16 protein-coding genes are annotated in these 19,944 nt (G+C 62.3%); 3 read left to right on the top strand and 13 right to left on the bottom strand.

Annotated elements, in window-relative coordinates; genetic code table 11:
* Positions 1-182 precede the first annotated feature (182 nt).
* The 13 genes from F8N66_RS04170 to F8N66_RS04230 form a co-directional block, all read right to left on the bottom strand.
* The gene (locus tag F8N66_RS04170; RefSeq protein WP_150768961.1) at positions 183-1,769 is read right to left on the bottom strand and encodes an arylsulfatase; all 1,587 of its coding nucleotides are present in this window, start codon (positions 1,767-1,769) and stop codon (positions 183-185) included.
* A gap of 69 nt (positions 1,770-1,838) precedes the next feature.
* Complete coding sequence (locus tag F8N66_RS04175; protein WP_150768962.1) at positions 1,839-2,867, bottom strand: HAD family hydrolase; 1,029 nt, start codon at positions 2,865-2,867, stop codon at positions 1,839-1,841.
* Positions 2,864-4,282: a BatD family protein gene (locus F8N66_RS04180; RefSeq protein ID WP_150768963.1), complete on the bottom strand. Its 1,419-nt coding sequence runs from the start codon at positions 4,280-4,282 to the stop codon at positions 2,864-2,866. The genes F8N66_RS04175 and F8N66_RS04180 overlap by 4 nt, the downstream gene beginning before the upstream one ends.
* A complete protein-coding gene (locus F8N66_RS04185; RefSeq protein WP_150768964.1) occupies positions 4,279-5,859 on the bottom strand; it encodes a VWA domain-containing protein in 1,581 nt (526 codons plus the stop codon). The genes F8N66_RS04180 and F8N66_RS04185 overlap by 4 nt, the downstream gene beginning before the upstream one ends.
* A gap of 1 nt (position 5,860) precedes the next feature.
* On the bottom strand, positions 5,861-6,853 hold the full coding sequence (locus F8N66_RS04190; RefSeq protein WP_150768965.1) for a vWA domain-containing protein: 993 nt from the start codon (positions 6,851-6,853) through the stop codon (positions 5,861-5,863).
* Positions 6,840-7,409: a DUF4381 domain-containing protein gene (locus tag F8N66_RS04195; RefSeq protein ID WP_150768966.1), complete on the bottom strand. Its 570-nt coding sequence runs from the start codon at positions 7,407-7,409 to the stop codon at positions 6,840-6,842. The genes F8N66_RS04190 and F8N66_RS04195 overlap by 14 nt, the downstream gene beginning before the upstream one ends.
* Positions 7,406-8,341, bottom strand: a complete 936-nt coding sequence (locus F8N66_RS04200; protein ID WP_150768967.1) for a DUF58 domain-containing protein — start codon at positions 8,339-8,341, stop codon at positions 7,406-7,408. The genes F8N66_RS04195 and F8N66_RS04200 overlap by 4 nt, the downstream gene beginning before the upstream one ends.
* Positions 8,338-9,318, bottom strand: coding sequence for an AAA family ATPase (locus tag F8N66_RS04205; protein ID WP_150768968.1), 981 nt, complete (start codon positions 9,316-9,318; stop codon positions 8,338-8,340). Before F8N66_RS04205 ends, F8N66_RS04200 begins: the two co-directional genes overlap by 4 nt.
* Positions 9,319-9,332: 14 nt before the next feature.
* The gene (locus tag F8N66_RS04210) at positions 9,333-10,376 is read right to left on the bottom strand and encodes a hypothetical protein (RefSeq protein WP_150768969.1); all 1,044 of its coding nucleotides are present in this window, start codon (positions 10,374-10,376) and stop codon (positions 9,333-9,335) included.
* Positions 10,377-10,389: 13 nt separating this feature from the next.
* Positions 10,390-11,337 (bottom strand): transporter, encoded by a 948-nt coding sequence (locus F8N66_RS04215; RefSeq protein WP_150768970.1) that lies wholly within the window; start codon positions 11,335-11,337, stop codon positions 10,390-10,392.
* Positions 11,338-11,349: 12 nt separating this feature from the next.
* Entirely contained in the window at positions 11,350-12,762 is a 1,413-nt protein-coding gene (locus tag F8N66_RS04220) for a DUF1254 domain-containing protein (RefSeq protein ID WP_150768971.1), read from the bottom strand.
* A 10-nt stretch (positions 12,763-12,772) separates the two neighbouring features.
* Positions 12,773-13,564 carry a hypothetical protein gene (locus tag F8N66_RS04225; RefSeq protein WP_150768972.1) on the bottom strand — a complete coding sequence of 264 codons (792 nt, stop codon included), beginning with the start codon at positions 13,562-13,564 and terminating at the stop codon, positions 12,773-12,775.
* A 352-nt stretch (positions 13,565-13,916) separates the two neighbouring features.
* Positions 13,917-14,336: a YciI family protein gene (locus F8N66_RS04230; protein ID WP_150768973.1), complete on the bottom strand. Its 420-nt coding sequence runs from the start codon at positions 14,334-14,336 to the stop codon at positions 13,917-13,919.
* A gap of 414 nt (positions 14,337-14,750) precedes the next feature.
* On the opposite strand from F8N66_RS04230, the gene tpx reads away from it, so the two are divergent.
* From tpx to F8N66_RS04245, 3 genes are all read left to right on the top strand, one after another.
* The gene (gene tpx / locus F8N66_RS04235) at positions 14,751-15,251 is read left to right on the top strand and encodes a thiol peroxidase (RefSeq protein WP_150768974.1); all 501 of its coding nucleotides are present in this window, start codon (positions 14,751-14,753) and stop codon (positions 15,249-15,251) included.
* A 177-nt stretch (positions 15,252-15,428) separates the two neighbouring features.
* Positions 15,429-16,745 carry an MdtA/MuxA family multidrug efflux RND transporter periplasmic adaptor subunit gene (locus F8N66_RS04240; protein WP_150768975.1) on the top strand — a complete coding sequence of 439 codons (1,317 nt, stop codon included), beginning with the start codon at positions 15,429-15,431 and terminating at the stop codon, positions 16,743-16,745.
* Positions 16,742-19,837 (top strand): MdtB/MuxB family multidrug efflux RND transporter permease subunit, encoded by a 3,096-nt coding sequence (locus tag F8N66_RS04245; RefSeq protein ID WP_150768976.1) that lies wholly within the window; start codon positions 16,742-16,744, stop codon positions 19,835-19,837. The genes F8N66_RS04240 and F8N66_RS04245 overlap by 4 nt, the downstream gene beginning before the upstream one ends.
* The last annotated feature ends 107 nt before the right edge of the window (positions 19,838-19,944 follow it).

Raw genomic sequence — 19,944 nt, forward strand, 5'->3', positions numbered from 1 at the left:
CATTGCCTTGCACAAAATTCAAATTCAACACACAACCCCGTAGGAGCTGCCGCAGGCTGCGATCTTTTGATCTTCAAAGGCTGAAGATCAAAAGATCGCAGCCTGCGGCAGCTCCTGCGGGGTAGGTGTTCGCATTGCACCAAGGCCGCTCGCCGATGAGGGCGAGCGGCGGTCAAGCGGTCTTACTGGGCAGGTTGGTTCTTCATTTTTTCCGCGATTTTTGCATCCACGGCCGCCCGTACCTGGTCAACGCTGAAGCTGGCCGGTTTCTGGCTAGGTGGATAATCGATGAAGGTTTGGAGGAACGTAGCGGACTTCATTACTGCAATTTCAGTCAGGTAAACGTTCTTGGTGCTCCAATCATAGTATTGGTCGGAAACCACGTCGGCCCTTTCATACGGGTCCATCCGCAGGTTGAAGATTTTCGGTACGCGCAGGCATACAAACGGTTCGCTCCAGACTTTAAAGCCGCCAGGTGCACGCTGCTCGCAGAATACCGCTTTCCAGTTATCGAAGCGCATCGACACCAGCACGCCGTCGTCGTTGAAGTAGTAGAACTCCTTGCGCTCGCTTTTAGGCTGTTGGCCGGTCAGGTAAGGCAGCTGGTTGTAACCGTCCAGGTGCACCTTGAAGTTGGTACCGCCCGAAGTCGGTGCCCAGCCCTTGAGCAACTTGTTTTTTACGTCGGTTTCACCCGCCACTGCAAGCAGGGTCGGGAACCAGTCCATGCCCGAGAACAACTCGTTGGACACTTCACCGGCCTTGATCTTGCCTGGCCAGCGAACCATCGCCGGAACGCGATAGGCGCCTTCCCAGTTGGAGTTCTTCTCGTTGCGGAACGGCGTGGTCGCCGCGTCCGGCCAGGAGAACTGGTTCGGGCCGTTGTCGGTGGTGTAGACGACAATGGTGTTGTCGGTGATTTTCAGGTCGTCGAGGGTTTTCAGCAGTTTGCCAACGTCGCCGTCATGTTCGAGCATGCCATCGGCATAGTCGTTGCCGGGCATGCCGCTCTGGCCCTTCATCGAGTCGCGCACGTGGGTGAACAAGTGCATGCGGGTGGTGTTCATCCAGACGAAGAACGGCTTGTCCGCCTTCGCCTGTTTCTCGATGAACGCTTGCGCCGCCGCCGTGGTTTCGTCGTCGATGGTTTCCATGCGCTTGACGGTCAGTGCGCCGGTGTCTTCTATCTTGCCGTCGGCGTAGCTGTGAATCACGCCACGAGGTGACATGTTCTTGACGAACTCGGGGTCGTCCTTGGGCCAGTACGGACGCTCGGGTTCTTCTTCGGCGTTGAGGTGGTACAGGTTGCCGAAGAACTCGTCGAAACCGTGGTTGGTCGGCAGGTATTCATCCTTGTCACCCAAGTGGTTCTTGCCGAACTGACCGGTTGCATAACCCTGGGATTTCAGTGCTTGGGCAATGGTGATGTCACGCTTTTGCAGGCCGACTGGTGCGCCCGGTACGCCGACTTTGGACAAACCGGTCCGCAACGGCGTCTGGCCGGTAATGAACGAAGACCGGCCGGCGGTGCAGCTGTTCTCCGCGTAGTAGTCGGTGAACAACATGCCTTCCTTGGCGATGCGGTCGATGTTCGGCGTCTTGTAGCCGACCACGCCCATGGAATAGGCACTGATGTTGGTCTGGCCGATGTCGTCGCCGAAAATCACCAGGATATTGGGTTTATCAGCGGCCCCGGCAGTTGCCGAGATCGCCATCACCGAGGTCGCCACCAGGGCCAACTTCGGTAACCATTTGCGTATGCGAGTCATCTGACTTGCTCCTTTTACTGACGTCGCTCGGTGCGACAAACATTCATTGCGGTCCTGCGTCACGCTTTGTTATTGCACTTGCTCGGTGGTAGCGGCGTCGTAGGGGTAGATCCGGCGCCATTCGGCGGCCATGTCCACGACGGTCCAGCCACGTGATTTCGCTTCGTCCAGGGCTTTGTCCAGGCGACCGATCTGCGACTGGCGGTCGTAGGCCCATTCGCGCTTGGCGTCGGTGTGATGCACCAGCCCCATGAAGCGCTTGCCGGGGCCCGCAGCGGTCCATTGCAGCATTTGCTGGTCACCGTCGGAGTTGCCAAAAGCGAGAATCGGCCGGCGCCCGATCACGGCGTCGATGCTCTCCGGTTTGCCCGGTCCGTCGTCGTTGTGGGCCAGTTTCGGCATGCGCACAATCGACGCCTTGCCGTCCTTGAACGAGTAGGCGGTGACAAAGGTGGTGCCGATCACCTGCTCGGGCGGGATGCCGTAGACCTTTTCGGCAAAGGCGCGCATGAAGCCGGTGTCGCCGCCGGAGACGATGTAGGTCTTGAAGTGCTGGCTGCGCAGGTAGTCGAGCATTTCCAGCATCGGCTGGAAGATCATTTCGGTGTAGGGCTTGCCGGTTTTCGGGTGGCGGGCCTGGCTCAGCCAGGTCTTGGCGTAGTCGTCGAAGGCTTCGGTGGTCATGCCGCTGTGGGTCGCGCCGACGATTTTCAGCAGGCCGTCCATGCCGGTCGCCGCCAGCGCCTGGTGATCGTTTTCCAGCACGGCCTTGAACGGCTGGGTGGTTTTCCATTCCGGGTGTTGCGCTGCGGTGCGCTTGACTTCGTCGAAGGCGAACAGCAACTCGAAATACATCGGTTGCTCGCTCCACAAGGTGCCGTCGTTGTCGAACACGGCGATGCGGTCCTCGGGCTTGACGAAGTCCTTGCCGCTTTGGTCGGTCACGGCCTGGACGAATTCGATGATGTTCTTTTTCGATGGCCCGTCGTTCCACGAGGGCAACGGCTCGGCCGCCTGAACCAGTAGCGGCAGGCTCAAAGCCAGTGTCAGCAGAAACTTGAACCCGGGATGCTGGCGGATCGATATCGGGCTGGTCATGGGAAATCCTTCTCGTGAACGGGGTTCAGTGGCCGCAGCGCGGGCGCGGTCGAGTGCGTGCTGTGTTCGGCCTGACTATGCAGCGTAGTCAAGGAATTCTTGAGTTGGTGCAACGCCTGATCTTCGGTCGGCTCACGACCGTAAAGCGCGCGCAACAGCGCTTGCAGGCGTGGGCCCAGGCCGGTGAGTTTCAGGCCTCTGCCACGGCGCCGGGTCCAGAGGTAGAGGGCGCTCAACTGCGGCGGTTTGCCGTCGAGTTGTGGCGGGATCTGGCGCCAGGCGTAGTCGGCGGATTGCAGCCAGGCGGTGTGCCTGGCCTGGCGCCGACGCTGCCAGTCGAGGTACACGCGATGAATGAAGGGCCGCGCAAACCACACCAGCAGCACCAGGCCCAATAGCAGCGCCAGTAAGCCGAAGGCCAACCCTGAGAGGTGCAGGCGGTGCTGCTGGCCAAGTTTTTTCAGGTCTTCGCTGATCGAAAACACCGGTTGGTAGGCACGGTTGGCCACGGCGTCGAAGTCCACGGCGGGGACTTGCGCGGTGCGCGCCTGCTGGCTGCTGGCGTCCCACCATTTCAGTGCGATGGCGGGCAGGCGGTGATGGCCTTCGCGGTCGATCCGGTAAGTGACGCTGTCGATGCGCTGTCCGCCGGTGAAGTGGCCGCGACCGTCGTCCAGGGCGCTGACTTGCGGATTTTTCGGGTAACGACTCAAGCCGCTGACATCGCCCAGGGTGGGTGTCGGCAACGACATGGCCAGGGCCCCGTCCGCTTGCAGGGTCAATTGTCGGGTCAGGCTGTCCCCGACTTTCAATGGGCTGGCCGCCTGGGTGATGTCCTGGGTGAAACGTAGCCCCTGTGCGACCAGGACCGGCTCACCGGGCTTGAATCCCGGTGGTTGCGCCGCGTTGAAATGCAAGGGTTGGCTTTGCGCACTCAGCGCCGTGCTGGCCTGGCCCGGTGTGGCATGCACAGTCAGTGCGGGGATGTCGAAACCCTGCGCCAGATTCGGTGTGATCCGGTAGGTGTAGCGCATGCCGTTGAAGGCTTTGCCGTCGAGGGTCTGGTTCAGGTGTTCGGCATGACCGTCCGGTGGCATCACCAGCGCGCCCGGCAGTTTCAGGTCGGGCAGGGTGGGGGCGTCGGTGAACCAGCTGTCGGTGAGGACGTCGAGTTGCAGTTCGACGAGGCTGCCGACCATGGCTGGGGTGGTGGGTTGCAGGGTGGCCTGGACGCGCAGTTCGGGTTCGGCGGCGAGGGTTGCTGTGCTGATCAGGCAAAACAGCAAGGTGCCGAATCTTGTGGTGATTGATCTGGCGCATTCGCGAGCAAGCCCGCTCCCACATTTGGAATGCATTCCCCCTGTGGGAGCGGGCTTGCTCGCGAAGGCCGTGACTCGGTCTTTGAGGAGGGTCATGGCTTGACCCCCGCCTGATCCTGCAAACTGAACTTCTGTTTGAGGAATTTCGCCGGCGATGTGCTCAGGTTTTGCAACCACTGCTCGTCCGACGCCGCCTGTTCGGTCTCCACGGGTTTGCTCTGGCCCTTGCCCGGTGCCTTGTCCATTTTGATTTCGTCGGGCTTTACCTCGGGGGCGTTCTGCTCGGCGCTTTCGGTGTCTTTCTGCAAAGCGATGGCCAGGGCCAGGTTGGCCGTGGCTTCCGGGAATTGCGGTTGCAGCTTCAACGCCTGGGTGTAGGCGGCAATGGCCTCGTTGAACTTGAAGCGCCGCACGTAGATGTTGCCCAGGTAGAAATACGCCTGGGGCGTTTGCAGGCGCGCGAAGCTGGCCAGGGCCAGGTCGAAATCGGCGGCGTTGTAGGCGGCGATGCCTTTCCAGTACGGGTCGACAAAGTGCGCGGCGGCCTGGGGGAAATGCTCATGCTCGAAGGCCCAGCGCCCTTGCTGGTCCGGGGTGAAAAAGGCGTCGGCCAGCGCATTGGCCTGGGCCGGTGTCGATTGCACACTCAGCCCCATCGCCAGGAGCACAGCGGGCATCCAGTTCAGGCTCCAACCCTTGCGCACACTGAAGAAGGCGAGCAACAGCAACGGCCAGCACAGCCAGTAGCCGGCGTCTTTCCAGTGCAATTCGCGCTGTTCGTCGCTGGCGCTCTGGAAGTGCTGCTGGGCGTGCAAATCGACCCAGTCCAGATCGTCGTTATTGAGCGTCAGGCTGCCCAGCGGTGCGTCCAGGGTGGAGGCCAGCTGCTTGAGCGCCGCCCGGTCGAAACGGCCCAGCGCCGGACGACCATTGCTGTCGGTGCGCGGCTGGCCGCTGGCGTCGCGGATGATCCCGCCGTCTTCACTGCCCACCGCCAGGACCAGCACTTGCAAATCGCTGCCTTCCAGTTGTTTGTCGAGGCCGGCCAGTGCCGAGGTGTCGGCGCCGTCAGTGAGCAGCAGCAGGGTGCCGGGGGATTTTTCCGCCGCCAGCAGGCGTTTGGCCTGTTCGATCACCGCGCCGACATCTTTCCCCGGTTTGCCGATCAGGTCGGTGCCCAGGGCCTGGATAAAGGTGTCGAGCAAGGCTGGGTCGTCGGTCGGTGGCAACACCAGGTGCGCGCTGCCGGCATAGGCGATCAGCGCATTGCGCGCCCCGGCGCGACGCTGGATCAGGTCATGAACCTTGTGTTTGGCCGCTTCCAGGCGCGTCGGTTGCACATCGGTGGCGTCCATCGATGGCGACAGATCGATGGCGATGATCAGCGGCGCACGGTTTTCCAGGAAATCCGGTCGGTCCTGCTCCCAGGTCGGCCCGGCAGCGGCCAGCGCGCCCAGGATCAGCATCGCGCAGACCAGATGCACCGGGCGCAGCCATTGCCGGTCCTGCGGGGTGATCAAAAGGTGCGGCAGCAAGTGACCGGCGATGTTGCCGCGCAAACGCCGCTGCAGGTCGCGGCTGCGCCGCCACAGCAGTGGCAACGCGGCGGCGAAGGGCAGCAGCAACAGCCACAGCGGGCGCAGGAAGTGGAAGTCGCTGAGGTTGATGTCCATCTCAGGCCTCCTGCCGCTGGCGGGCGATGGACAGGCGCGGACGCAGCAAGGCCCCCAGGTGATAGAGCGCCAGCAAGGCAATCGCCGCGCCCAAGGGCCACCAGAACAGATCCTTTTTCGGTTGATGGCTGAGGGTTTTCACCTCATGGGGCGTGAGTTTGTCGAGGGTGCTGTAGACCCGGTCCAGCGCGTTGCGGTCTTCGGCGCGGAAGAACTGGCCACCGGTGGCCTGGGCAATTTGCTGCAAGCTCTGCAGGTTGACCTTGGCCTCGCCATCGGCATCCGGGTCGCCAATGCCGATGGTGTGAATCACCACGCCTTTGGCGGCGGCCATTTGCGCCGCGTGATCGGGGGTGATGGCGCTGCTGGTGTCATTGCCATCGGTGAGCAGGATCACGACTTTTTCCTGTTCATGGGCCTGGTCCAGCAGTTTCAGGCTCAAGCCGATGGCATCGCCAATGGCGGTGTTCGGGCCGGCCATGCCGATACCGGTGTCGTCCAGCAGCAGCGACAGGCTGGCGTGATCGAGGGTCAGCGGTGCTTGCGGATACGCACCGCTGCCGAACACGATCAGCCCCAGGCGATCCTCTTTGCGCTTGTCGATAAAGCCGTGGACCACCTCCTTGACCGCCGCCAGGCGATTGATTTTCTGGCCGCCGGCATCGGTGAAATCGGTGGTTTCCATGGACTGGGACAAGTCGATGGCCAGCATCAGGTCGCGCACCGGTTGCTGGCGCTCGATGGGTTTTTCCACGTACACCGGCCGGGCCGCCGCCAGCAGCAACAGCACCCACACCAGCAGGTTCAAGGCCAGTTGCCATCGGTTGCCGCGGGTGCCGGCCGCGCTCGGCGCCTGGCCGACCGCGCGGCTCATGGCGGCAAAAAACGGCACCCGCACCGCGCTGCGCGCCTCGCGGTAGTCGGGCAGGTAGCGATAACCGAACCACGGCAACGGCAGCAGCAGTAACAGCCACGGATAATCAAGCTGCCACATGGTGATGCTCCACCCAGTATTTGCAGGTGTCGAACAGCCGTTGGCGGTGTTCGGCGGGCAGGGCGCGCAGGGTGGCGTCCGGGGCGTAGGCCAGTTGGGCGAGTTGCTGGCTGAAGTCAGCGGGCAGGGGTTGCTTGCAGTGCTGCTGCAGGAAGGTTTGCCAGTCCTCTTTCCCCAACGCCGCAGGTCCCTGTGGGAGCGGGCTTGCTCGCGAAGAGGGCCTTACACTCAACACTGATGTCGTCTGACCGGACGCCTTCGCGAGCAAGCCCGCTCCCACAGGAATTGAAATTGCCACGCGTTTTAGCAGCTCTGGAAGTTCGCGCAGTGCGTTGAGGTCATCACTGCGCTTTTGCAATTGCGCCAGCCGCACCAGCGCCTCGCGCCGATAGCGATCGCGCCGCCATTGCCAGTAGCGCCGGGCGGCGATGATCGCCGCGCCGAGCACCAACAACCCGAGCAACACCCACCACCCCCAGGTCTGCGGCGCATAACTGACCGGTGCCGGCAGGGCGATTTCCTTGAGTTGCGCGATGTCCGGGATGTTCGGGTTCATGGCCGCACCCCGGCACGCTTGCCCAGTTCGGCGCGCAGTTGTTCGTGGGCCTCGGTGGCAGTGCTGAACATCATCAACGGCACCTGGCTGCGACGCAGCAGCGTGGCGACGTCCTTGAGCCGGCCGCTGAGATAGTCGCCCAACGGCTGATGCACCTGTCGACGCTCCACCGCCAGTTCCACCTGCAACTGACCCTGGGTGATCAGCAACCGGCCGTTTTTCGGCAGGTTCAGCGCCAAGGGATCGTAGACCTGCATGGCGATCACGTCGTTGTGCGCCGCCAGCTGGCGCATCAACTGCAAGGTGCGTTCACCGGCACCGGCAAAATCGCTGACGATGCAGATCAAGTGATCATGCCCCGCCAGGGCCAGGCAGTGCTGCAACACCTTGTCCAGCTGGTCTTCGCCTTCGGCGTCCGGGTTGGCGGCGTTCAGTGCCTGATTTTGCTGGACGATGCGGCTGCACAACGCCTCGATGCGCTTGCGGCTGCGCAGCGGCGCGACGCTGTCGATGCGCTGGTCGTTGAACACCAGCCCGCCGACCCGGTCGCCGGCGTTGAACACCATCCACGCCGCCAGGGCACCGAGCTCGGCGGCGAGCGCGGATTTGAGGCTGCGTTGCGAACCGAAGAACATACTCATGCGCTGGTCGACCAGGATCAGTGCCGGACGGTCGCGCTCTTCGGTAAACGTGCGCACCACCGGTTTACCGGTGCGCAGCGATGCACGCCAGTCGAGGTGACGTAAATCATCGCCGGGCTGGTAGCGGCGCAACTCATCGAAATTCAAGCCACGGCCGCGCAGGCGCGAAGCGTGGTTGCCGGCGAGGATGCTGCCCCGGGGCTGGCGCGCGAGAAAACTCAGGTCATGGGCCCGGAACTCCAGCGCCATCAACTGCGCCAGAGAGACATAGACCAGACCGTCGGCATTCATGCAGGAATCGCCACTTTATCGAGCAGACGGTCGAGCACCTGATCGGCCGTCACACCGTCGGCCACCGCGTCGTAACTCAGGTGCAGGCGATGGCGCAGCACCGGGTGCACCACGGCGCGCACGTTGTCCGGCGAAACGAAATCCTGCCCCTGCAACCACGCATCGGCCCGCGCACAGCGGTCCAGGCCGATACCGCCGCGAGGGCTGGCGCCGATGGCGATCCAGCGGCCGAGGTCGGCGTCATAGTCGGCCGGGTGGCGCGTGGCATTGATCAGGTCGATCAGGTAGCGGTCGATGGCCGGGGAGACGTGCACCGCGCTGACTTCCTGGCGGGCGGCGAAGATCACGTCCTGGGCCAGGGCGAAACCCTGCACCGCCGCCGTGCGGGCGCCAAGCGCCTGCTCTTCTTCACGCAACAGGCGCAGGACCTGGCTTTCGTTGTCCGGGCTCGGGTAGTCCAGCAGCACCTTCATCAGAAAGCGGTCCATTTGCGCTTCCGGCAGCGGGTAAGTGCCTTCCTGTTCGATCGGGTTCTGGGTGGCGACCACGATGAACAGTTCCGGCAGCGCATGGCTGTTGCCGGCGACGGTGATCTGCCGTTCTTCCATGGCTTCGAGCAGCGCGGCCTGGACCTTGGCCGGCGCGCGGTTGATTTCGTCGGCGAGGATCAGGTTGCCGAACAAGGGCCCCGGCTGAAAGCGGATCTCGTTCTTGCCATCGACCTGATGCAGCACTTCGGCACCGGTGATGTCGGACGGCAGCAGGTCCGGAGTGAACTGGATGCGGCTCATTTTCGCGTCCAGGTGCCTGGCCAGCGCCTTGACCGTCCGGGTCTTGGCCAGCCCCGGCAGGCTCTCCAGCAGCAAGTGACCATTGGCCAGCAGGCCGAGGAGGATTTGCCGGATTACCTGGTCCTGGCCGAGCACGGCTTCGGCGATGCTGGCTTGCAGGGCGTTGAGGTCATCGCGTGCGCTCATGAACGGTTCCTCGCTCAAAACATGAAGGTCGGAATGACCGGAATGAAGGACAAACGGAAGTTCCAGCGGCTGCTGATCAGGTCGTCGGGGTGAATCGCCGAATACTGGATCTCCCCGGAAATCCGCACCGGCAACTTGCCAAGATTGAAGATCCGCCCGGCGCCGAGGCCGATGGGGAAGGTCACCTTGTTGCCGCCTTCGGCCTTCCAGTTGACCGTGACGTTGGGCGTCATGCCCACCCGCCATTGCGCGGGACCGGGAATGCTGCGCTGGATGAAGTATTGAATGTTGGTCAGGCTCACGTCCTTGCGCTGGCTGTCGCCACCCACCGACCACCAATGCTGCGGGAACAGCGCCAACGTCCAGTCTTCGCCCAGGTAGGCGGCGACGAACGCCGGGCCCAGGGAGTATTTGCCGGTGCCCAGCACGTCTTCTTCGGCGGTGGGAAACATCGCGGTCGGGCCAAAGCCCCAGACCATTTTGCCGCCACCGGCGAAGCGGATCGGCTCCTTGGGCGAGAACACGCCGACGTACGCCAGGTCGCCAAAGCCGCTGGTGCGATCGAACGGGTCCTGGACCACCGAGATGAAGTCACTGCGGTCGCTGAGGATCTCGTTGGGGCCCATGCCGATCAGGTTGCCGGCCCGGTGGTTGACCGGCGCGCTGACGTAGCTGATGGGCAGGCGGTTGATCAGGTTCCAGTCTTCGCCGAGGGCAATCGGGAAGGTCGGCATGAAGCTGTATTTGCCCAGCATGCGCGTGCCGTGGCTGTTCGGGCCCTTGAGCGCGGTGTAGTCGAACTGGTTGAATAGCAGCACCAGGTTGCCCACCGGGTTGTCCATGAGCTTGGCAATCTGCTCGGTGGACGGATCGCAGCCGGCCTTGACCACGTCCTTGAGGTCGATGTCGAAGTTCTGTTGCAGGCGCTGGCAGGTTTCGGCGTCGCCCTTGGCCACGGGCGGTTTCGGCGGGGTGCCGAGGGCCGGCAGATCACCGCTGGCGCAGGCGAAACCGCTGAACAGGACGCTGCACAGGGTCAATCGAGTGCTGATGGCCATCCCTGGCGATCTCCTAGAAAAATGCCAGCGTCATGTTGACGCTGATGCCATTGCCTTCGGGCCGGTTCTTGGTGTCGAACTCCGGGATCCAGCGCGCGCTCAGGTTGGCCTGGGCGTCGGCGAATTTGCCGCTCCAGCCCACTGCCGGCCCGGCCCCGACCGATCGCCCGCGAAAGCCTCCGTTCGCACCACTGCCCGAGTCGTCGGTGACCTGCTGGATGTAGCCGGCCGCCATGCCGGCGCTCCAGCCATTGCCGAAGCCGTGGGTCCAGAGCGCGTCGAGGGTGAAGATGTTGCCGGTGCGATAGTCCGTGTCGTCGTTTTCGGTGTAGATCTCCAGGCTGCTCATCACGGTGAATTCACCGCCCTTGCCGTCCAGATGACTGAAGGCCACGGTGGGCATGAAGGTGTAATTGTTCTGTCCGGCGTTGGCCAGGCGATTTTGGTTGTAGGCGCCGGTGGGTACGTAGATCGGCAGCGAAAACGAGATGTGGTTGACCTCGTCGAAGTGGTAGCCGGCGGCGATGGGCGTCACCAGTGCGTCGGCGAACTGGGTGGCTTTGTCCTCGGTGCCCAGTGTCCTGCCGCGCGGGCCGGTGACGCTGGCGGTGACGTCGGTGTACTGAACCGGCACGCCGATGGCCGATGCGAAGTTCCAGGCACCCTTACCCGTGTCCCAGACGTGGGTGAAGTTGGCCAGGGTGTAGGAAACCTTCATGTCCACGCCGGCGCTCAAGGCACCCGCGATGGGGACCTGAACGTTGCCCTTGAGGTCGCCGTCGTACCAGAAGCTGGTCAACGACATGACCCAGCCGGGTGCCGGCGGCACCACCCCGGCGTTGGAAAATACCTGCAGGCCGGTGATCGGCCGCCCGACACCGCCTTCGGCGGCCAATAGCAGAGGACTGCCGGTGACCATGCTCAGCACCAATAAGGGGCGCACTATGAAAGGCTTGATCATGACCGACTCCGCTTATTGATTTTTTTGGTTGACCGGCGTCAACAACGGCATTTTCCATTCGCCACTGGCCACCGCAGGCGTAGGCAGATACAGGCGCAGCACGCCGTAGAACGGCCCGTTGGGGGCGGGTAACCAGTTGCTTTGCAGGTCAGTGGCCGGGGCCTTGTTCTGCACGTAAAGGGTCAGTCCGCCGTCGCTGTCGAGCTTGAGGTCCGGCAACATGCGCGAGTTGATCAGGTAGCGGTTGAGCGGGTTGGCCACCAGCAGTTTGTTCCTGGCGTTGTACATCGTCAGCGACCAGAAGGCCTGCGCCGGGGGCAGCGCGTCCTTGTCGAAATGCAAGGTGTAGTCGTGTTTTGAGGCGTCGACCGGCTGACCGTCCTTGTCGACGAAATAGCCGATGTAGTCCGCCTCTTCGCTGGAGTTGCCGAAGATCCCCATGTTCGCGCCGGCGTAGCGGTAAAGGTAATTGCCCTTGAGGTGATCGCGGGTGCCGAAGAGGTCGCCGCTGCTGACTTCGTGGGTGTCGACTTTGGTTTTCTTGAACTGGGCGAATTGCGCCTTGGCGTCGCTGATGCCGTCTTCCAGGGCTTTACGCTGTTCGGCGCTCAGTCGGGTGAGGTTGAACGGTTTGCCGGCCTCGATGCCGATGGTCTTGAAGCGCGCGAGCAGATCCTTTTCCACGTCCTGGGGCGGGGCGAAGGCCAGCATGAAATTCAGGTAGCGAAACAGATCCGGCGTGTCGCTCATGGTCGGCGAGGGTTTGGGCCAGTCGATTTTCGGCGCGGCCGGTGGCGCCTTGTGCTTGTCGTACTGGCTCAGGGGTTCGACCTTGTAGCCTTTCTGGATCTCCTTGACCTTGCCCAGGTCCTTGTCATCGAACAGCTGCGTGCGGTACAGCGCATAGGCGATGTTGCTCTCGCTGCGCAGCAGTCGGTCGATGTTCTGCGGCTGCTGACCTTGCCAGCCGGGCCCGGCAATCATGAAATGGCCGCCATGGTTGCCGGTACTGCGGGTGCCCAGGTAGGCGAAGTTCTGCGTGTAGGCGTCGATCAACTGCACCGAGTAGTAACGGTGTTCCTCGATGGGGGGCAAGGTCAGCACCACCGGTTCGGCGCGCAAATCCATCCAGACGAAGGAGTAGGGCGTATCGGCATTGGGGGTGACGAATGCCGTGTCTTTGGCGGTGAAGGCCTTGGCGGTGTTGCCGATCTGGTTGAACGGCGCCTTGAAGTTCGAACTGTGCCTGTCCACCGCCTGGGTGTAGAGGGTCTTGTACATTTCCACCACCGGGAAGCCATACAGATAGGCTTCCTTGGCGATGGCCCGGGCTTGTTGCGGGGTGGCGGTGAAGTCGGCACCCACGCCGCAACTCACGAACATCGTCATCAGGCCGAAACCGGCTGCGCGAATGGCTATGTGCATGGCAGAGACCTCATTTCCCGAACGTGACGTTGAGACCGGCGAACAGGGTGAACTTCGGCAGGCCGTCGCCCTTGTGATCGACGGTCCACTGCGGTTCGATGAAGGCGTTGAGGATATTGGACCTGTCTTTCCAGACTTTGCCGACACCCAGGCCGAGCGGGATGTAGTGGGTGTCGTTCTTCAGGTCGAAGGTCCAGGTGCCCGTGGAGCGCAGGTACCAGCCTTGGTCCAGGTTGTGAATGATGAAAGGTTGCATCGTGGCGGTTTCGACGTGTTCGCGGTCGTGGTCGCCGGCAAACGAACTCTGGTATTGCACCAGCGCGCCCAGCAGGCCGCGCGGTGACGAATCGATGGCCACGGCGGCCAGGCCGGCCTGCCATTTACCCGTACCGAGTTCGTCCTGGTCGGCGGTCGGTGCCGTGATCATCGGCCCGATGCCCAACTGCACGCCCTCGGTCTTGAGCAGGAAGATATCGAACAGGTTCAGGTCGCCCTCGCCGGTGCTGTAGCCGCTGCTCGGGTCCGGACGCGTGCTGATCGGCGCCGTGGCGCGCAGCAACTGCGGCACACCAATGTAGTCATTCGGCGCAATCGGCAGCGTGCCGCGCACCAGCAGGTCATTGGTATGGATGTTGGAGTCGTAATACTTTGGGGTGTAGTAATCCTGCAGGTTCATCCCCGGGGCGAGGTTCAGCGGGTTGTTGCTCTTGTTGGCGGTCTCGGCGTTATCCGCGTAGGCGCTGATGAAAGGCGCGAGCGACATCATCAGAAGACCGGCGTGCATCCCCAATTTGTTGAACATGATTCCCCGATTCCCTGGTGGCTCATTTTGGACGACTCGGCACTTGGCGGCCGTTGCGACGTAGTCTCTTTGCTACCAAGCCTGTAGGACACGTCTCTTGAAGCTAGCAGCTAAATGGGGGTTAGCTAGTCGAAGGGATTAATTCCTTGGTTTTTTTGTACAAGATTTCCGGTTTTTGTATGTACTGAAAAGTTAATAAGGATCAGCGGGTTGCGTGCGTTAACCCAACAGCCCAGATAGCGCGAGCGCGCAGGTGGCAAGATTTGTAGAGCGCGCTGATCGTGCCCGTGCGGGAGTAAACGATCAGCCAGGTTACTGTCTGCGCAGGCAACGCCCCTGATTCATTCGGTACTTAACACTTCTTCCCGAACGCCCGCTCTTCCTGCTCTCGCAACTCCGGCGTGAACTCCTCCCCAAAGTCCGCCGCCTCAAACACCTGACGAATCTCGATCTCGGCCTCAGTACCCGGCATCGGGTTGGGGCAACGCTTGACCCATTCGATGGCTTCTTCCCTGGATTTCACCTGCCACAGCCAATAGCCGGCGATCAGTTCCTTGGTTTCGGCGAACGGGCCGTCGATCACTGTGCGTTTGTCACCGCTGAAGCGCACGCGGGCGCCTTTGCTGCTGGGGTGCAGGCCTTCGCCGGCGAGGAGGATGCCTGCCTTGGCCAGTTCTTCGTTGTAGTTGCCCATGGCGGTCAGCAGTTCGGTGTCGGGCATGATGCCGGCTTCGGAGTCCTGGCTGGCTTTGATGATGATCATGAAGCGCATGGTGTTCACTCCGCTGGATTGGGATTGTTCACTTATAGTCGAATGAGCTTGGGCCGGATCGACAGCGCAGTCAGGGAAAGTCGTAACAAATTTTGTTATACCCCCGAACCCTTGTAGGAGCTGCCGAAGGCTGCGATCTTTTGATTTCGCTTTTTATGACGGTATTGAAAGCGCATCGAAGATCAAAAGATCGCAGCCTTCGGCAGCTCCTACATGGACAGTCGGCAGGCTCGCGAATGCAATCGGTCAGTCACTGAAGTGGTGAATGTGTCGGCGCCATCGCGAGCAGGCTCGCTCCCACAGGGGATCGGGGGCGCTGCAAGTTTTGTAACCGCAGTAGGTCGCCGACCGATTTCATGGTTAACTTCGGCCTCTTCACCATTCTCCACAACAACGTTCAGAAGGACTCCGTTCATGGCTCAAGTCACTCTTAAAGGCAACCCGGTTCAAGTCAACGGCCAGCTGCCTCAAGCCGGTTCCAAGGCGCCAGCCTTTTCCCTGGTTGCCGGCAATCTGTCCGACGTCACCCTGAAAGACTTCGCCGGCAAGCGCAAAGTGCTGAACATCTTCCCAAGCGTCGACACCCCGACCTGCGCCACGTCGGTGCGCAAGTTCAACGCCCAGGCCAATGACATCGCCAACACCGTGGTGCTGTGCATCTCCGCCGACCTGCCGTTCGCCCAATCGCGTTTCTGCGGCGCCGAAGGCCTGGAAAACGTCCAGAACCTGTCGACCCTGCGCGGCACCGAGTTCATCGAGAACTACGGCGTGGCCATCGCCGACGGCCCGCTCAAGGGCCTGACCGCCCGTGCCGTGGTGGTACTGGACGAAAACGACAACGTGCTGCACAGCGAACTGGTCAAGGAAATCGCTGAAGAGCCGAACTACGAAGCAGCCCTTGCTGTCTTGAAATAAGTAGCAATTACAATTGTTAACGGCCTGGCCCTGTCCAGGCCGTTTTCATTTGTGTTTCAGTATCTTGGATAAATCTCCTGTTACGTAAGCCGAAAGTAAATTGCCGGTAAAGGCGCTTTGCTTAAGACCCTCCAGTGCTTATCGTTCAGCCACATGTAACAGAAGCCCACGCGCCCAATGGTTGATCTCTCAATGCAATCCTCCGCTTCCCGTAGTCCCCGTCGCTGGCTGTTTGGCCTGCTTGTCCTGTTGGTCATCGCCGCCCTGTGCTGGAAATTCTGGCCAGGTGGCGCTGCGCCGAAAGAGGGCGCGCAGCAGAAAGCCGTGGCCGGCCACACGGGCAGGTCAGGGGCGATGCGTCCGGGATTCGGCGGCGCTTCCGGACCGGTTCCGGTACGCGTGGCACCGGCGGTCAAGGGCGATTTCCCGCTCTACTACAAGGCATTGGGCACGGTCACCGCGCTGAACACCATCAACGTGCGCAGCCGCGTTGGCGGCGAGCTGGTCAAGGTCTATTTCGAGGAAGGACAGATGGTCAAGGCGGGCGACTTGCTGGCCGACATCGACCCGCGCCCGTACCAGAACGCCTTGCTCCAGGCCGAAGGCACCTTGCTGCAGAATCAGGCACAGCTGAAAAATGCCCAGGTGGATGTGGAGCGTTATACCGGCCTGTACAAGGAAGACAGTATCGCCAAGCAGACCCTGGACACCGCCGTCGCGCTGGTCGGTCAGTTCCAGGGCACGGTCAAGACCAATCAGGCGGCGGTCAACGACGCCAAGCTCAATCTCGAATTCACCAGGATCCGCGCACCTATCGCCGGGCGCGTCGGCCTGCGCCAGCTCGACGTCGGCAACCTGGTTGCGGCCAACGACGCCACCGCGCTGGCGATCATCACCCAGACCCAGCCGATCAGCGTCGCTTTCACCTTGCCGGAGAACAGCCTTGACGTGGTGCTGGCGCGCTATCGCAGCGGCGCCAAATTGCCTGCCGAAGCCTGGGATCGCGGTGACACCAAGCTGCAAGCCACCGGGGTATTGCAGAGCCTGGACAACCAGATCGACGTCACCACCGGCACCCTGAAATTCAAGGCCCGCTACGATAACCGCGACCAGGCGCTGTTCCCCAACCAGTTCGTCAATGTGCGCCTGCTGGCCGACACCCTCAAGGACGTGATCCTCGCGCCTTCCGCGGCGATCCAGTTCGGCACCAATGGCACCTTTGTCTATGCCCTGGACGGCGACCGGAAGGTCAAGATCCGTCAGTTGAAAATCGGCGCCAGCGACGGTGAAAACACCGTGGTCACCGAAGGCCTTGTCGCCGGTGATCGGGTGGTGCTGGAAGGCACCGACCGCCTGAAGGACGGCAGCGACGTGGAGGTGGTCAACGACCCGCAGCAAGTGCCGACCAGCCCGGCCGGCCATCTGCAAGGCGGATCGGCGACCAACAGCACTGAACCGGCACCTGCCGGCAAGGCGAAAAAGGGCGGCGCATGAATCTCTCGCGGCTGTTCATCCTTCGCCCGGTAGCGACTACCTTGAGCATGCTGGCCATCATACTGGCCGGCGTGATCGCCTATCGACTGCTGCCGGTGTCGGCATTGCCCCAGGTCGATTACCCGACCATTCGCGTCATGACCCTCTATCCCGGCGCCAGCCCCGATGTCATGACCAGCGCCGTGACCGCGCCGCTGGAGCGCCAGTTCGGGCAGATGCCGGGCCTGACCCAGATGGCCTCGACCAGCTCCGGCGGCGCCTCGGTGCTGACCCTGCGTTTCAGCCTCGACATCAACATGGACGTCGCCGAGCAGCAGGTGCAGGCCGCGATCAACGCCGCGACCAACCTGCTGCCCAAGGACCTGCCGGCGCCGCCGGTGTACAACAAGGTCAACCCGGCCGATACGCCGGTGCTGACCCTGGCCATCACCTCCAAGACCATGTTGCTGCCCAAGCTCAACGATCTGGTCGACACGCGCATGGCGCAGAAAATCGCCCAGATCAGCGGCGTCGGCATGGTCAGCATCGCCGGCGGCCAGCGTCAGGCGGTGCGGATCAAGGTCAACCCCGAGGCCCTGGCGGCCAACGGCCTGAACCTGTCGGACGTGCGCACCCTGATCGGCGCGTCCAACGTCAACCAGCCCAAGGGTAACTTCGACGGCCCGACCCGGGTGTCGATGCTCGATGCCAACGATCAACTGACCTCGCCCGAGGACTACGCCAACCTGATCCTGGCCTACGCCAACGGTGCGCCGTTGCGGCTCAAGGACGTGGCTGAAATCGTCGACGGTGCCGAAAACGAACGGCTGGCCGCCTGGGCCAACGAAAACCAGGCGGTGCTGCTGAACATCCAGCGTCAACCGGGGGCCAACGTCATCGAGGTGGTGGACCGGATCAAGGCCTTGCTGCCGAGCATCACCGACAACCTGCCGGCCGGCCTCGACGTCATCGTGCTGACCGACCGCACCCAGACCATCCGCGCCTCGGTCAAGGATGTGCAGCACGAATTGCTGATCGCCATTGCCCTGGTAGTGATGGTCACCTTCCTGTTCCTGCGCCGGGCCAGTGCCACGATCATTCCGTCGGTGGCCGTGCCGCTGTCGCTGATCGGCACCTTTGGCGTGATGTACCTCGCCGGGTTCTCGGTCAATAACCTGACCCTGATGGCCCTGACCATCGCCACCGGTTTCGTGGTGGACGATGCGATCGTAATGCTGGAGAACATTTCCCGATTCATCGAAGAGGGCGACAGTCCGCTGAATGCGGCACTCAAAGGCGCCAGGCAGATCGGCTTTACCCTGATCTCCCTGACCCTGTCGCTGATTGCGGTATTGATTCCGCTGCTGTTCATGGCCGACGTGGTGGGGCGGCTGTTCCGCGAATTCGCGATCACCCTGGCGGTGGCGATCCTGATTTCCCTGGTGGTGTCCCTGACCCTGACGCCGATGATGTGCGCGCGCCTGCTCAAGCGTGAGCCGAAGGAAGAGGAACAGGGCCGTTTCTACCGCGGCAGCGGCGCTGTCATCGACTGGATGATTGCCGCCTACGGGCGCAAGTTGCAGTGGGTGCTCAAGCACCAGCCGCTGACGTTGCTGGTGGCCATCGGCACCCTGGCACTGACGGTCTTCCTGTACATGGTGGTGCCCAAGGGCTTCTTCCCGGTGCAGGACACCGGGGTGATCCAGGGCATTTCCGAAGCGCCGCAGTCGATTTCCTTCGCCGCCATGAGTGAGCGCCAGCAGGAACTGGCCAAGGTGATCCTGGCCGATCCGGCGGTCGAGAGCCTGTCGTCCTACATTGGTGTCGACGGCGATAACTCGACGCTCAACAGCGGTCGATTGCTGATCAACCTCAAGCCCCACGGCAACCGCGACCTGAGTGCAACCGAAGTGATTGCCCGCTTGCAGCCGGAACTGGACAAACTGGTCGGCATCCGCCTGTTCATGCAGCCGGTGCAGGACCTGACCATCGAGGACCGGGTCAGCCGCACGCAGTACCAGTTCAGCATGTCGTCGCCGGATTCCGAGCTGCTGAGCCTGTGGAGCGGGCGCCTGGTCGAGGCGCTTGCGCAGCGCCCCGAACTGACCGACGTGGCCAGCGACTTGCAGGACAAGGGCTTGCAGGTTTATCTGGTGATCGATCGCGATGCCGCGTCGCGGGTCGGGGTATCGGTGTCGAACATCACCGATGCGTTGTATGACGCCTTCGGCCAGCGGCAGATTTCCACCATCTACACCCAGGCCAGCCAATACCGCGTGGTGCTGCAATCGCAGTCCGGCGAGAAGATCGGCCCGAAGGCGCTGGACCAGATTCACGTCAAGACCACCGACGGCGGCCAGGTCCGTTTGTCCAGCCTGGCGCATATCGAGGAGCGCCAGGCGCAATTGGCGATCACCCATATCGGCCAGTTCCCGGCGGTGATGATGTCGTTCAACCTGGCGCCCGGCGTGGCGTTGGGGCATGCGGTGGAGATCATCGAGCAGGTGCAGAAGGACATCGGTATGCCGATTGGCGTGCAGACCCAGTTCCAGGGCGCCGCCGAGGCCTTCCAGGCGTCGCTGTCGAGCACCTTGCTGCTGATCCTGGCGGCGGTGGTGACCATGTACATCGTGCTGGGCGTGCTGTACGAGAGCTACATCCACCCGATCACCATCCTCTCGACCCTGCCGTCCGCGGCGGTCGGCGCCTTGCTGGCGTTGCTGCTGAGCGGCAATGACCTGGGGATGATCGCGATCATCGGCATCATCCTGCTGATCGGCATCGTGAAGAAGAACGCGATCATGATGATCGACTTTGCGCTGGACGCTGAGCGCAATCAGGGCATGGACCCGCAAACGGCGATCTATCAAGCCGCACTGCTGCGTTTCCGGCCGATTCTGATGACCACCCTGGCCGCGCTGTTCGGCGCGGTGCCCCTCATGCTGGCAACGGGTTCCGGAGCGGAACTGCGCCAGCCGCTGGGTCTGGTGATGGTCGGGGGCTTGCTGGTCAGTCAGGTGCTGACGCTGTTCACCACGCCCGTGATCTACCTGTATTTCGACCGTCTTGGTCGACGCTTCGGCAAATCCAAAGCCGAAGAGGTGGCGGTATGACCCTGCACACTCACGATTCCTGTGGGAGCGGGCTTGCTCGCGAAGGGGTCATGGCAGGCGACATCGATGCTGGCAGATCGACCGCTATCGCGAGCATGCTTGCTCCT

It is taken from the genome of Pseudomonas fluorescens, from assembly GCF_902498195.1.
In the GTDB taxonomy this organism is placed as follows: Bacteria; Pseudomonadota; Gammaproteobacteria; order Pseudomonadales; family Pseudomonadaceae; genus Aquipseudomonas; species Aquipseudomonas fluorescens_BU.

Excerpts from the sequence above, each read along its gene's own strand:
- F8N66_RS04170 (WP_150768961.1), bottom strand. The coding sequence starts at position 1,769 with ATGACTCGCATACGCAAATGGTTACCGAAGTTGGCCCTGGTGGCGACC.
- F8N66_RS04175 (WP_150768962.1), bottom strand. The coding sequence starts at position 2,867 with ATGACCAGCCCGATATCGATCCGCCAGCATCCCGGGTTCAAGTTTCTG.
- F8N66_RS04180 (WP_150768963.1), bottom strand. The coding sequence starts at position 4,282 with ATGACCCTCCTCAAAGACCGAGTCACGGCCTTCGCGAGCAAGCCCGCT.
- F8N66_RS04185 (WP_150768964.1), bottom strand. The coding sequence starts at position 5,859 with ATGGACATCAACCTCAGCGACTTCCACTTCCTGCGCCCGCTGTGGCTG.
- F8N66_RS04190 (WP_150768965.1), bottom strand. The coding sequence starts at position 6,853 with ATGTGGCAGCTTGATTATCCGTGGCTGTTACTGCTGCTGCCGTTGCCG.
- F8N66_RS04195 (WP_150768966.1), bottom strand. The coding sequence starts at position 7,409 with ATGAACCCGAACATCCCGGACATCGCGCAACTCAAGGAAATCGCCCTG.
- F8N66_RS04200 (WP_150768967.1), bottom strand. The coding sequence starts at position 8,341 with ATGAATGCCGACGGTCTGGTCTATGTCTCTCTGGCGCAGTTGATGGCG.
- F8N66_RS04205 (WP_150768968.1), bottom strand. The coding sequence starts at position 9,318 with ATGAGCGCACGCGATGACCTCAACGCCCTGCAAGCCAGCATCGCCGAA.
- F8N66_RS04210 (WP_150768969.1), bottom strand. The coding sequence starts at position 10,376 with ATGGCCATCAGCACTCGATTGACCCTGTGCAGCGTCCTGTTCAGCGGT.
- F8N66_RS04215 (WP_150768970.1), bottom strand. The coding sequence starts at position 11,337 with ATGATCAAGCCTTTCATAGTGCGCCCCTTATTGGTGCTGAGCATGGTC.
- F8N66_RS04220 (WP_150768971.1), bottom strand. The coding sequence starts at position 12,762 with ATGCACATAGCCATTCGCGCAGCCGGTTTCGGCCTGATGACGATGTTC.
- F8N66_RS04225 (WP_150768972.1), bottom strand. The coding sequence starts at position 13,564 with ATGTTCAACAAATTGGGGATGCACGCCGGTCTTCTGATGATGTCGCTC.
- F8N66_RS04230 (WP_150768973.1), bottom strand. The coding sequence starts at position 14,336 with ATGCGCTTCATGATCATCATCAAAGCCAGCCAGGACTCCGAAGCCGGC.
- tpx (WP_150768974.1), top strand. The coding sequence starts at position 14,751 with ATGGCTCAAGTCACTCTTAAAGGCAACCCGGTTCAAGTCAACGGCCAG.
- F8N66_RS04240 (WP_150768975.1), top strand. The coding sequence starts at position 15,429 with ATGGTTGATCTCTCAATGCAATCCTCCGCTTCCCGTAGTCCCCGTCGC.
- F8N66_RS04245 (WP_150768976.1), top strand. The coding sequence starts at position 16,742 with ATGAATCTCTCGCGGCTGTTCATCCTTCGCCCGGTAGCGACTACCTTG.